This window comes from Nocardia sp. NPDC050435, assembly GCF_040655395.1.
Taxonomy (GTDB): domain Bacteria; phylum Actinomycetota; class Actinomycetes; order Mycobacteriales; family Mycobacteriaceae; genus Nocardia.
In genome coordinates this window covers 473,831-485,913 of the sequence record NZ_JBFAJW010000007.1, presented here as the reverse complement: position 1 = coordinate 485,913, position 12,083 = coordinate 473,831, and the positions used below count along the sequence as shown (strand labels likewise).

Here is a 12,083-nt window from a genome sequence, read left to right as displayed (position 1 = left end):
CTTGCATGTGTTAAGCACGCCGCCAGCGTTCGTCCTGAGCCAGGATCAAACTCTCCGTTGAAGACTCTCAACCACACCCGAAGGTGCAATCAGAAATATCTAACTAGAGTCCGAAAACCTAGCAAAGCCAAACACCAGCAAAAGTTTGCTGATATTCAATGTCCAACCATCCCAACCGGGGGGTATGAAATGGCTGGCACCAATAAATTATTGGCACTGACATTCATCGACACACTATTGAGTTCTCAAAGAACACACGCACAAGCTTCTGCCACTCGATCTCTCGGGGGTTTCAGCGAGGCAACTTGAACAGCTTAGCTCAGCCAGTCGCCCAGATCCAAATCTGGGGTTCCAGTCGAGCTAGTGTGATCGTCAGGCGCTCCTCGTACTACCTCGTGTCCCTCACTCTGCGTCTCCGCTGAGTACCGGGTTGGTGTCCGTGTCGCTCTGACTCGATAAAAGTTACGTGGCGCGATGTGCAAAGTCAAATCGGCTGGTCAGAGGCCCTAAATCCGAATCACTAGATCATCGGGCCGTTCCGGCCGAGGTCAATTCGCCGCCCCGACGCGCTCCACCTGACCGCCGAGCGCCTGCAGCTTCTCCACGAAGTTCGGGTAGCCGCGGTCGATATGAAAGACGTCGTGTACTTCGGTGACGCCGTCCGCGCACAGGCCCGCCAGCACCAGCCCGGCGCCGGCGCGGATATCGGAGGACCACACCGGCGCGCTCGACAACCGCGGAATCCCGCGCACCACCGCGTGATGCCCGTCGGTGCGGGCGTCGGCGCCCAGCCGGATCATCTCCTCGACGAAGCGGAAGCGCGCCTCGAAGATGTTCTCGGTGATCATCGAGGTGCCGTCGGCGATCGCGGCCAGGCCGATGGCCATCGGCTGCAGATCGGTCGGGAAACCCGGGAACGGCAGCGTGGAGAAGTTCACCGCGCGCGGACGCTCCTGCTGCACCACGCGAAAACCGTCCACGTCGAAGGAGATTCGCGCACCGGCCGACCGCAGCTTGTCCAGCACCAGCGACAGGTGCTTGGGGTTCACGCCGGTCACCTTCACATCGCCCATCGTCATCGAGGCGGCGATGCCCCAGGTGGCGGCGACGATGCGGTCGCCGATGACGCGGTGGTCGGTCGGCTTGAGGGTCTTCACGCCCTGGATCGTCAGCACCGAGGTGCCGGCGCCGCTGACCCGCGCGCCCATCCGGACCAGCATGTTGCACAGGTCGACGATGTCGGGCTCGCGCGCCGCGTTGTCGATGACCGTCTCGCCCTCGGCCAGCACGGCCGCCATCAGGATGTTCTCGGTCGCGCCCACGGACGGGAAATCCAGCCGGATGCGCGCGCCCTGCAACTGATCGGCCTGGGCGACAACACAGCCGTGCTCGATCTCGCTGGTCGCGCCCAGCAGGCGCAGACCGGTCTGGTGCATGTCCAGCGGACGCGAGCCGATGGCGTCACCGCCGGGCAGCGCGACGACGGCGCGCTTGCACCGCGCCATCAGCGGGCCCAGGACGCAGACCGAGGCGCGGAACTGGGTGACAGCCGGGAAGTCGGCGTGGTACTTCGGCTCGGCCGGGGTGGTGATGGTGACCACCGAGCGGTCGTCCGGGATGTCGTCGGTGATGGTGACTTCACAGCCGAGACCGCGCAGCACCTCGGCCATCAGCGGTACGTCGAGGATGTCGGGGCAATTGGTGATCGTCGTCGTGCCCTCCGCCAGGAGAGCGGCGGCCATCAGCTTGAGGACGCTGTTCTTCGCGCCTCCCACCGAGACCTCGCCGACGAGCCGATTGCCGCCGGTGACCAGAAACCGTTCGCTCACGCCTTCACCTCGTTAGCGTTCGGCTCCAGCGTGCGCGATGCGCGCTGCAACATGGTTCCCTCGCTTCGGTCGCTCACGGGAGTAGCTTATCCATCCGCCAACCCGCACACGCGGCTGTACGCGATCCCGGTGCCCGGGTGCGCGGTTTGCGTGGAATGCGCTACCCCGGGAATAAGCCGAAGGAACGGTAAAGCCGAGCCTCTCGTTCTGCGACCTTCGGTCGATTGGACTACGCTACCGGCGAGTCAGTTCGCTCGTTGTCGACAGACCAACCCGCGGCGTTGTGCGCCCACCCTGGTGTCGGCCGAGGCCGAAACCCCTACCGACACCCCAGGATCGAGGATTTTTCCGTTGAGCACCGGTATACCGGGTCGTGCGTGCCGACCCGGCGCAGCACTACCCACCGCTTGCTGAGCCGCTATGGATATCCCTGCACTCCAAGCGAGTTGGCGCGACGTCGAGAAGGTGGGCGACGAAGCGGTCTTGTACTTCTACTCACACCTGTTCATGGCACACCCGGATGTGCGCAGCATGTTCCCGGTTTCCATGTCCGCCCAGCGCGGCAAGTTCTTCGCGGCGCTCGGCCGCATCGTCAGCAACGTCGACAAGATCGGCGCTGACCCGACCTTCGTCCAGCAACTCGGCCGCGACCACCGCAAGTTCGAGGTCGTCGCCGATCACTATCCGGCGGCCGGCGCGTCGCTGCTGGCGACACTGCAATATTTCCTGGGCGCCGCGTGGACCGAGTCCCTCGCCGCCGACTGGGCCGAGGCCTACGGCGTGGTCGCCAAACTCATGGTTCTGGCCGCCGAGGACGACGAGGCCACCTCGCCCGCGTGGTGGGAAGCCGAGGTCATCGGCACCGACCGGCGCAGCATCGATGTCGCGGTGCTGCGGATTCGCCCGACCGAGGCCTACCCGTACGTGCCCGGCCAATCGATGGCCGTGGAAATCGCCCAGCGGCCGAAACTGTGGCGTTATTACACACCCGCCAATGCCCCGCGGGCCGACGGCACCATCGATCTCAACGTGCAGATCGTGGCGGGCGGCCAGGTCAGCGCGGCCGTCGCCCGCGAGTTGCGCCCCGGTGACGTGCTGCGGCTCGGCGCGCCGATCGGCACCGCGCTCACCCTGACCGAGGACATGCCCGGGGATCTGCTGCTGATCGCCGGCGGCACGGGCCTCGCGCCGATGAGCGCGATCGTCGAACAGCTCGACGCCGACTGGCGCGAGACCGGCCGGACCCGCGAGGTCCATCTGTTCCACGGTGTCCGTACCCAGTGGAACCTCTACGAACATCACTTCCTCAGTGAAATGGCCGACACCCGGCCGTGGTTCCGCTACACCCCCGTGGTGTCCGAGGACCCGACCTATCGCGGCGCGAAGGGCCTGGTGGGCACCGTCGCCGCCCGGGACCGGCACTGGCAGGGCTTTACCGCGCTGGTGTGCGGCTCCACCCTGATGGTCGAGCACAGCACCGCCGAGCTGGTCGCGGCCGGTGTGCCGCGCTCGGCCATTCGATTCGAACAGTTCGACACGGTCGGCGAGCCGGAGGCCCCGGAAGCCTTGGCGATGACCGCCGCCGACCCGACGCCGGCCGGGACCGGCGCTGCGTTTGACAGACCCGAGGTGACCACATGGCGCTGAAGCCGCGCGATATCGAGAAGGCGAAGTTCAAGAGGTCCGCGCTGGGACGCCGCGGATACGACGAGAACGATGTCGAGGAATTCCTGGAGCGGGTAGCCCGGGAGGTGTCCCGGCTCAACGCCACCAACAAGCGGCTGACCCAGCAGCTCGAGTTCAGCGGCGAGAAGTCGCTGCTCTCGGACAACGACTACCTCTCCTCCCGGGTCGCCGACCTGGAGCGGCAGCTGTCGATGTACAAGTCGTCGTCCTCGGGCGACAACGCTTTCACCGTGGAGCAGCTGCGCTCGGATCTGGCGGCCGTGCGGCGGGAGAACCACCAGCTGCGCGAGGAAGCCCAGCACGACCTGCTCGGCGTGAACATCCGCGCGGTGAACATGCTGAGCCAGGCGCAGCTGTCGGCGGAGACGACCGTCGCCGAGGCCGAGGGCTACGCCCGCGAACTGGTCGCCGCGGCGCGGCAGCAGTACGCGGACATCCTGCGCCAGGCCCAGGAGTCCGCGGCCCAGGCCGCCGACGGGATCGCCTCGCTGACCAGCGTCCCGAAGGGCGCGCCGGAGCCGGTGCCCGCGGAGATCGAGTACATCCGCACCTACGCGCAGATCGCGCAGAAGCAGATGCACACGATCGTCGAGGCGCTGTTCTCCGAGATCGACAAGCTGGGCGAGCCGAAAACGGCGCAGCCGCAGCCGGCTTCCCGCCCGGTCCAGGCCGAGATCCCGGCGCCGCCGGAGGCGGCGGGCAAGCCGGCGCCGGTGTCCTACTGGAACCCGGCCCAGCTCACCTCTTCCGACGACTTCAGCCACTAGCCCGGCCGATTCCAGGCTGCGATCCGAAAAGTGTTGCGCTACAGTGCTTTTCGAATCGCGGCCGAGGTTCGAAACGGCCACGACGAGAGAAGGGCAAGCCGGAAATGGCGGATTCTATTTATGACCAGATCGGTGGCGCCGAAGCCGTCGCCGCCGTGGTCGACGACTTCTACGTACGGGTGCTGGCCGACAGCGAACTGGCCGGCTTCTTCACCGGTGTGAACATGTCCCGGCTCAAGGGCATGCAGGCGGAGTTCTTCTGCGCCGCGCTGGGCGGACCGGAGCCCTACACCGGCGCGCCGATGCGCGCCGTGCACCAGGGCCGCGGCATCGAGCAGGAACACTTCAACCTGGTCGCCGGCCACCTGGTCGACGCGCTGCTCGGCGCGGGCGTCCCGCAGGAGATCGCGGACCAGATCATCGCGGCGATCGCACCGCTGTCCGACGAGATCGTGAGCGCCGGCGTCCGCGGCTGATCGCTCCCGGAACTCGAAGGGGCCCTCGCATCCCACCGGATGCGAGGGCCCCTTCGTCGCGTCGGCCTACTTCGCCCCGCCCGGCTGCCAGAGCACGTCGCCGCCCGGATTGGTGACCCGGCTGAGGATGAACAGCAGATCGGACAGTCGATTCAGATAGCGGGCGGGCAGCGCGCTGGTGTCCTCCGGATGCGCCGCCACGGCCGCCCACGCCGACCGCTCCGCCCGCCGGGCCACCGTGCGCGCGGTGTGCAGCAGCGCGGCCAGCGGGGTGCCGCCGGGCAGGATGAAGGAATTCAGCGGAGCCAGATCGGCATTGAACTCATCGCACCAGCCCTCCAGCCGGTCGATGTAGTCCTGGGTGATCCGCAGCGGCGGATACTTCGGCTCGGCCACCACCGGGGTGGACAGATCCGCGCCCGCGTCGAACAGGTCGTTCTGCACCTGCCGCAGCACCCGCAGGATCTCGGGCTCCGGATCGCCCAGGGCGACGGCCACACCGAGGGCCGCGTTCGCCTCGTCGCAGTCCGCGTAGGCCGCCAACCGCGGGTCGTTCTTCGACACCCGGGAGAAATCGCTGAGCCCGGTGGTGCCGTCATCGCCGGTGCGCGTGTAGATCCGCGTCAAGTGCACGTTCACGAATGCCAGCGTAGTGCGTGGATCCCGGCGTGTGCCGGGATGCGTGCGGCTGTACGCCATAACCAACGCCGACCAGGTGCGACCGCCGGCGGCGGTGTGCTCAGAGTCCGCCGAGGCGGCGGGTACGGTCCGACGGGCGGGACTCCACCCACGAGAGAAAAGCAGCACGGGCACCGCGGTCCAGGGCGAGTTCGTAGCCGCCATGGGTATCGGAGACGCCGGTGACGATGATTTCGTCGGTCATGATGTCGTACTCGTCGCCGACCGGGCCGCGGCGTTCACCGATATCGATGCCCTGCCGCCGAATCACAGAATCGGGGCCCAGCTTCAGGCTGGTGAGTTTGTAGAAGACGAGGCGATCCTCGTCGTAGCGGATCAGGCCGTGCCGCCAGCCCTGGCCACCGCTCGCGGGTAAAACGCGTAGCAGCGCGGAGGTACCGCCGCGGCGCAACATGATCAAGCGATAGGTCGAAATCAGGGCCAAGGCGACCAGCAGCAATACCAGGGTGATCAGAACAACCATCCCGGTCTGCAATGCGGTCCGTCCTTTCGCCCGACGGCCGTATACGGCCACCGTTACCCATCCGTTGCGATATTCAAACACGAGTCTACAAACGGACGACCACGGGGTAGCCCAGTCTCGTCCGAAAAGCATTGTCGGCGGCGAAGATAGCCTCCGCCGCCGACAAGCCTATGGAATTGTGGTACCGCCTCAGTGCTCGGCGAGCGCTTCGACAGCGCGCACCTGAGCCTGCGCCACGTTCCGGTCCTCCTCGGAGGCCTCGGCGTCGGCGAGCACCTTGCGGGCCGCGTCGACGTCGACCTCACCGGCGAACTCGGCCGATTCGGCCAGCACCCGCACCGTATTGGCGGTGACGGAGAAGAACCCGCCGTGCACCGCCGCGACGATCCGCTCACCGTCGACCGGCACGATGGTCACGGTGCCGCCCTCGACCAGCTGGCCGAGCAGCGGCTCGTGGCCCGGCATGATGCCGATCTGGCCCTCGGTGGTCTGCGCGCTGACGAACGAGGCCTGGCCGGACCAGAGCTTGCGTTCGACCGCGACCAGATCAACGGACATGTCCTTGTTGGACTCAGCCATCGTGGACTACTTTCCGGCGATCTTCTTCGCGGCCGCCTCGACGTCGTCGAGACCACCGCAGGAGTTGAACGCCTGCTCCGGGAAGTGGTCGAACTCGCCCTTGCAGACCCGGTCGAAGTCGTCGATGGTCTGCTCCAGCGGCACGACCGAGCCCGGCTGACCGGTGAACTTCTCGGCCACGATGAAGTTCTGGCCGAGGAACTTCTCCAGGCGACGGGCGCGGCCGACGAGGACCTTGTCCTCTTCGGAGAGCTCGTCCATGCCGAGGATGGCGATGATGTCCTGCAGTTCCTTGTACTTCTGCAGGATCCGCTTGACCTCGTTGGCCACCGCGAAGTGCCGGTCGCCGACGATCGAAGCCTCGAGGATACGAGAGGTCGAGGTCAGCGGGTCGACGGCCGGGTAGATGCCCTTCTGCGAGATCGGGCGGGAAAGCTCGGTCGTCGCGTCCAGATGGGCGAAGGTGGTGGCCGGCGCCGGGTCGGTGTAGTCGTCGGCGGGCACGTAGATCGCCTGCAGCGAGGTGATCGAGCGGCCACGGGTCGAGGTGATGCGCTCCTGGAGCTCACCCATCTCGTCCGCCAGCGTCGGCTGGTAACCCACGGCGGAGGGCATACGACCCAGCAGGGTCGAGACCTCGGAGCCGGCCTGGGTGAAGCGGAAGATGTTGTCGATGAACAGCAGCACGTCCTGGTGCTGCACGTCGCGGAAGTACTCGGCCATGGTCAGGGCCGAGAGGGCGACGCGCATACGCGTGCCCGGCGGCTCGTCCATCTGGCCGAACACCAGCGCGGTGTCCTGGAGCACGCCCATCTCTTCCATTTCCAGGAAGAGGTCGGTGCCCTCACGGGTGCGCTCACCGACGCCGGCGAACACCGACGTGCCGGAGAACTCACGCGCGATACGGGTGATCATCTCCTGGATCAGAACGGTCTTGCCGACACCGGCGCCACCGAACAGACCGATCTTGCCGCCCTTCACGTACGGGGTCAGCAGGTCGATGACCTTGATGCCGGTCTCGAGCAGCTCGGTCTTGCCTTCGAGCTGGTCGAAGCTCGGGGGCTTGCGGTGGATGCCCCACTGCTCGCCGTCGCGGCCCAGGCCCGGCTTGTCCAGGCAGTCGCCGAGGGCGTTGAACACGTGGCCCTTGACGACGTCACCGACGGGCACCGAGATCGGCTTGCCGGTGTCGGAGACGCTCGCGCCGCGGACCAGGCCGTCGGTCGGCTGCATCGAGATGCAGCGGACGATGCCGTCGCCGAGGTGCTGGGCGACCTCGAGGGTCAGGGTCTTGGCCACCGACTTCAGGGCGATGTCGGAGTGCAGAGCGTTGAACAGCTCGGGGATCGAACCACGCGGGAACTCGACGTCCACGACGGGGCCGATGACGCGGACGACGCGGCCTGCGGTGCCGCCGGTCCGAGCCGTGTTGTCTTGAGAGACAGCTGCGGTCATTGGTTAGTTTCTCTTCCTGCGCTTAGTCGCGGTCGCCGCTCGCGGCAAGCGCGTTCACGCCGCCGACGATTTCGCTGATTTCCTGCGTGATCTGGGCCTGACGGACCGAGTTCGCCTCGCGCTGCAGCACACTGGCCAGCTCGTTGGCGTTGTCGGTCGCGGCCTTCATTGCGGTGCGCCGAGCCGCGGACTCGGATGCCGCTGCCTCGAGCAACGATGAGTAGATACGCGTGTTGACGTACTTGGGCAGCAGCGCCGCCAGCAGCACATCGGCATCGGGCTCGAACTCGTACTGGGCCTTGACGTCAGCGGTCTCGGAGTCCGAGAAGCTGTCCTCGCCCAGATCGAAGTTCTCTTCCACGAAGCTGACCTGGATCGGCGCCAGGCGGCGCACCTCCGGGGTCTGCGTCAGCATGGACACGAACCGGGTGTAGACGACATGCAGTTCGTCGACACCGGCGATCTCGCCCTCGCCGTTCGGCGCGGGGACCGTGCCGTCGGCGCCGGCCATGAACGCCTCCACCAGGTGGTTGCAGGCGGCCGAGGCGTCGGCGTAGTTCGGCTGCTGAGAGAACCCGGTCCACGCGGCCTGCGGCGGACGGCTGCGGAAGGTGTAGTACGTGAGGCCCTTGTTGCCCATCACGTACAGCACCGGTTCCTTGCCCTCGTTGCGCAGGGTGGTCATCAGCTCTTCGGCGCGCTTGAACACGTTGGAGTTGTAACCGCCGCACATGCCGCGGTCACTGCTGATCACCAGAATCGCGGCCCGGCGCGGGTTCTCGCGCTCGGTGAGCAGCGGGTGCGCCAAATTCTTGGACGCACTCGCCAGCTCGGCCAGCGCCTTGGTGATCTCCTCGGCGTACGGCTTGGCCGCGGCGACGCGAGCCTGTGCCTTGGTGATGCGCGAGGTCGCGATCAGCTCCTGCGCCTTGGTGATCTTCTTCGTCGAATTCACACTGCGAATACGGGAGCGCAATTCACGCAAACTAGCCACGGTTCACCCTCCCTTCGTTCGCTGTAGTCGAGTAGCGCATGGACCCGGACTACTTCTCGACGCGCTTGCGGGTGACCGACAGGCTCTCGACCTCTTCGTGGTCGAGCTCGCCGGCCGCCGCCTCGTTCACGACCCGGCTGCCGTCGGAGGCGAGGAAGCCCTGCTTGAACTTCTCGGTGCCGCCGATGATGGCCTCGGCCGCGTCGCCGTCGAGCGGCTTGGAGCCACCCTGCAGCGAGTCGAACGCGTCCTGGGCGTTGCGGTGCAGATCCTCGAGCAGCTCAGCGCTGAAGCGGCGGATGTCGCCGACCGGCACGGAGTCGTAGTAGCCCTTGTCCACCAGGAAGATCGAGATGACCTGGTCCTCGACCGAAACCGGCGAGTACTGGTTCTGCTTGAGCAGCTCGACCCAGCGGGCGCCGCGCTCGAGCTGAGCCTTGGAGGCGGCATCCAGGTCGGAGGCGAAGGCGGAGAACGCCTCCAGCTCACGGAACTGGGCCAGCTCCAGACGCAGCGAACCGGCGACCTTCTTCATGGCCTTGGTCTGGGCGGCGCCACCGACACGGGAGACCGAGGTACCGACGTTGATCGCCGGGCGGACACCCTTGTTGAACAGGTCGGACTCGAGGAAGACCTGGCCGTCGGTGATGGAGATGACGTTGGTCGGGATGAACGCCGAGACGTCACCGGCCTTGGTCTCGATGATCGGCAGACCGGTCATCGAGCCCGAGCCCATCTCGTCGGAGAGCTTCGCGCAACGCTCCAGCAGGCGGGAGTGCAGGTAGAAGACGTCACCCGGGTACGCCTCGCGGCCCGGCGGGCGGCGCAGCAGCAGCGAGATGGCGCGGTACGCCTCGGCCTGCTTGGTCAGGTCGTCGAACACGATCAGGACGTGCTTGCCCTGGTACATCCAGTGCTGGCCGATGGCCGAGCCGGTGTAGGGGGCCAGCCACTTGAAGCCGGCGGAGTCGGAGGCCGGGGCCGCGACGATGGTGGTGTACTCCATCGCGCCGTGCTCCTCCAGCGCGGCCTTGACGCCCGCGATGGTGGAACCCTTCTGGCCGATCGCGACGTAGATGCAGCGCATCTGCTTCGTCGGATCGCCGGACTCCCAGTTGGCCTTCTGGTTCAGGATGGCGTCGATGCAGACCGCGGTCTTGCCGGTCTTGCGGTCGCCGATGACCAGCTGACGCTGGCCGCGGCCGATGGCGGTCAGGGCGTCGATGGCGGTGATGCCGGTGGCCATCGGCTCCTCGACCGGCTGACGCTCCAGCACGGTGGCGGCCTGCAGCTCCAGCACGCGACGCTCGTCGGCTTCGATGTCGCCGAGGCCGTCGATCGGCTGGCCGAGCGGGTTGACCACGCGCCCGAGGAACTTGTCGCCGACCGGAACCGAGAGCACGTCACCCGTGCGCTTGACTTCCTGGCCCTCTTCGATCTCGGCGAACTCGCCGAGGATAACCGCACCGATCTCGCGGTCCTCGAGGTTCAGCGCGACGCCGAGCACACCGCCCGGGAATTCGAGCAGCTCGTTGGCCATTGCCGAGGGCAGGCCGGAGACGTGCGCGATGCCGTCACTCGCGTCGGTGACCACACCGACTTCTTCGATGGAGGTCTCGGGGGTGTAGCTCTGGGTGTAGCTCTCGATCGCGCTACGGATCTCGTCGGAGGAGATCGTCAGCTCCGCCATGTTCTTCCTGCTCTCGCTGTGTGGGTCTCGAATGTCGGGGGGTGGCCGGCGCTCAGGCCAGCTCGCGGCGCAATCGCTCCAGTCGGCCGATGGCGCTGCCGTCGATCACGTCGTCGCCGACGCGGACGACCAGCCCGCTCAGCAGATTCGGATCGACTTCGACGTGCACCGCGATCGCTTTGCCGTAGATGCGATGCAGGGAGCCGGCCAGCCGGTCCCGCTGCTCCTGGGTCAGCTCGATCGCGGCCTGCACGTGCGCGACAACCTGTTCGCGCCGGGCGGCCGCCAGGTCGGACAGCGCGTCGAACGCGGTGCCGATGCTGGTCTTCTGCCGGGCGACGGCCTGTTCGGCGAGGGCCACCGTGATGTCGGAGGCCTTGCCGTTCAGCAGCCGGGCGATCAGTTCGCGCTTGGCCTGAGCCGGCTTCCCGCGATCCGACAGTGCCTGTTCCAGTTCGGGGCTGTCGGCGATGATCCGGCCGAGCCGGAACAGCTCGTCCTCCACCGCGCCGAGCTTGCCGCTGTCGGCGGCGGACTCCAGCAGGGCCTCCTGGCCGAGCAACACCAGGGTGTCGACCAGATCGGCGGTGCGGGACCAGTCCTGGGCCACGGCGGTGGTCAGCACTGCCTGAGTGGCAGGACTGACCTTGCCGCCGAAGACCCGCTCGCTCAGCTCGGCACGCGCCGAACCAGGCACCGACACGTCCGCGAGCGCAACACGCAGCGAACGCTGTTCGTCCAGCACGGCGACAACGGCGAACAGCTCGGAGCCCGTCGTGGCTGCAACGCTGTCGCTTCCGGTCAGAGCGGCCCGAAGCGCCTCCCGGGACCGGGCGCTTGCCTCACGGCTCGCTGCGTACATGCTTCTCACTTTCGCGTCGTTACCTTCCGACCCCGATGCCGGCATTCGACTGATCGAGTTCGGTCAGGAACCGCTCGATCGATGCCGCCTGCTTCGCTTCGTCCGATACCGACTGGCCGATAACCTTCTCGGCCAGGTCGACGGCCGTGCGGCCGACCTCGGAACGCAGCTCGTTCTGGATCTGCTGGCGCTGGGCTTCCAGCTGGCTGTGGCCGGCGGCCACGATGCGATCGCTCTCGGCCTGGGCCTCCGTGCGCATCTGCGCCAGGATGTCCTGCCCCTGGGTGCGAGCTTCCTCACGGATGCGCGCGGCCTCCAGGCGAGCGTCGGCCAGCTGCTGCTTGTACTGCTCGAGCGTCTGCTGGGCCTCCACCTGCGCGGCCTCGGCGCGGGCGATGCCGCCCTCGATCTTCTCGGAACGCTCGTCCAGCACCTTCATCAGGCGGGGAACGACGTACTTGTAGAAGACGATGCCGATGACGAGCAGGCAGACTGCCGACCAAAAGATGTCATACAGCTCGGGAATGAGGGGGTTGCGTTCCTCCCCCGCCGTTTCCGCGAGCACAGTCATGCCGGTCATGGC

The 12,083-nt window shown here is 66.9% G+C and carries 12 protein-coding genes and 1 rRNA gene; 3 read left to right on the top strand and 10 right to left on the bottom strand.

Features of this window, described 5'->3' with window-relative positions:
- Positions 1-61 (bottom strand): 16S ribosomal RNA (locus AB0I43_RS23795); the annotation flags it as partial.
- A 487-nt stretch (positions 62-548) separates the two neighbouring features.
- Positions 549-1,829: a UDP-N-acetylglucosamine 1-carboxyvinyltransferase gene (gene murA / locus AB0I43_RS23790; protein WP_356974106.1), complete on the bottom strand. Its 1,281-nt coding sequence runs from the start codon at positions 1,827-1,829 to the stop codon at positions 549-551.
- 420 nt (positions 1,830-2,249) lie between these two features.
- On the opposite strand from murA, the gene AB0I43_RS23785 reads away from it, so the two are divergent.
- The 3 genes from AB0I43_RS23785 (at position 2,250) to AB0I43_RS23775 (ending at position 4,758) form a co-directional block, all read left to right on the top strand.
- A complete protein-coding gene (locus AB0I43_RS23785) occupies positions 2,250-3,476 on the top strand; it encodes a globin domain-containing protein (RefSeq protein ID WP_356974105.1) in 1,227 nt (408 codons plus the stop codon).
- Positions 3,467-4,282: a DivIVA domain-containing protein gene (locus AB0I43_RS23780; protein WP_356974104.1), complete on the top strand. Its 816-nt coding sequence runs from the start codon at positions 3,467-3,469 to the stop codon at positions 4,280-4,282. The genes AB0I43_RS23785 and AB0I43_RS23780 overlap by 10 nt, the downstream gene beginning before the upstream one ends.
- 104 nt (positions 4,283-4,386) lie before the next feature.
- Positions 4,387-4,758 (top strand): group 1 truncated hemoglobin, encoded by a 372-nt coding sequence (locus tag AB0I43_RS23775; RefSeq protein ID WP_356974103.1) that lies wholly within the window; start codon positions 4,387-4,389, stop codon positions 4,756-4,758.
- 66 nt (positions 4,759-4,824) lie between these two features.
- Here AB0I43_RS23775 and AB0I43_RS23770 read toward each other — a convergent pair whose 3' ends face one another.
- From AB0I43_RS23770 to AB0I43_RS23735, 8 genes are all read right to left on the bottom strand, one after another.
- Positions 4,825-5,397, bottom strand: coding sequence for a cob(I)yrinic acid a,c-diamide adenosyltransferase (locus AB0I43_RS23770; RefSeq protein ID WP_356974102.1), 573 nt, complete (start codon positions 5,395-5,397; stop codon positions 4,825-4,827).
- Between the two features lie 100 nt (positions 5,398-5,497).
- Positions 5,498-5,920, bottom strand: a complete 423-nt coding sequence (locus AB0I43_RS23765; protein WP_356974134.1) for a DUF2550 domain-containing protein — start codon at positions 5,918-5,920, stop codon at positions 5,498-5,500.
- Between the two features lie 189 nt (positions 5,921-6,109).
- Positions 6,110-6,499, bottom strand: a complete 390-nt coding sequence (locus tag AB0I43_RS23760; RefSeq protein ID WP_356974101.1) for a F0F1 ATP synthase subunit epsilon — start codon at positions 6,497-6,499, stop codon at positions 6,110-6,112.
- 6 nt (positions 6,500-6,505) lie between these two features.
- Complete coding sequence (atpD, locus tag AB0I43_RS23755; RefSeq protein ID WP_356974100.1) at positions 6,506-7,954, bottom strand: F0F1 ATP synthase subunit beta; 1,449 nt, start codon at positions 7,952-7,954, stop codon at positions 6,506-6,508.
- Positions 7,955-7,976: 22 nt separating this feature from the next.
- A complete protein-coding gene (locus tag AB0I43_RS23750; protein ID WP_356974099.1) occupies positions 7,977-8,948 on the bottom strand; it encodes a F0F1 ATP synthase subunit gamma in 972 nt (323 codons plus the stop codon).
- A gap of 49 nt (positions 8,949-8,997) precedes the next feature.
- Positions 8,998-10,638 carry a F0F1 ATP synthase subunit alpha gene (gene atpA, locus AB0I43_RS23745; protein ID WP_356974098.1) on the bottom strand — a complete coding sequence of 547 codons (1,641 nt, stop codon included), beginning with the start codon at positions 10,636-10,638 and terminating at the stop codon, positions 8,998-9,000.
- Positions 10,639-10,690: 52 nt separating this feature from the next.
- Positions 10,691-11,500 (bottom strand): F0F1 ATP synthase subunit delta, encoded by an 810-nt coding sequence (locus tag AB0I43_RS23740; RefSeq protein WP_356974097.1) that lies wholly within the window; start codon positions 11,498-11,500, stop codon positions 10,691-10,693.
- Positions 11,501-11,519: 19 nt separating this feature from the next.
- Complete coding sequence (locus tag AB0I43_RS23735) at positions 11,520-12,080, bottom strand: F0F1 ATP synthase subunit B (protein ID WP_356974096.1); 561 nt, start codon at positions 12,078-12,080, stop codon at positions 11,520-11,522.
- Positions 12,081-12,083 lie beyond the last annotated feature (3 nt).

Coding starts and splice junctions, on each gene's coding strand:
- AB0I43_RS23785 (WP_356974105.1), top strand. CDS start 2,250: ATGGATATCCCTGCACTCCAAGCGAGTTGGCGCGACGTCGAGAAGGTG.
- AB0I43_RS23780 (WP_356974104.1), top strand. CDS start 3,467: ATGGCGCTGAAGCCGCGCGATATCGAGAAGGCGAAGTTCAAGAGGTCC.
- AB0I43_RS23775 (WP_356974103.1), top strand. CDS start 4,387: ATGGCGGATTCTATTTATGACCAGATCGGTGGCGCCGAAGCCGTCGCC.
- AB0I43_RS23765 (WP_356974134.1), bottom strand. CDS start 5,920: ATGGTTGTTCTGATCACCCTGGTATTGCTGCTGGTCGCCTTGGCCCTG.
- AB0I43_RS23760 (WP_356974101.1), bottom strand. CDS start 6,499: ATGGCTGAGTCCAACAAGGACATGTCCGTTGATCTGGTCGCGGTCGAA.
- atpD (WP_356974100.1), bottom strand. CDS start 7,954: ATGACCGCAGCTGTCTCTCAAGACAACACGGCTCGGACCGGCGGCACC.
- atpA (WP_356974098.1), bottom strand. CDS start 10,638: ATGGCGGAGCTGACGATCTCCTCCGACGAGATCCGTAGCGCGATCGAG.
- AB0I43_RS23740 (WP_356974097.1), bottom strand. CDS start 11,500: ATGTACGCAGCGAGCCGTGAGGCAAGCGCCCGGTCCCGGGAGGCGCTT.
- AB0I43_RS23735 (WP_356974096.1), bottom strand. CDS start 12,080: ATGACCGGCATGACTGTGCTCGCGGAAACGGCGGGGGAGGAACGCAAC.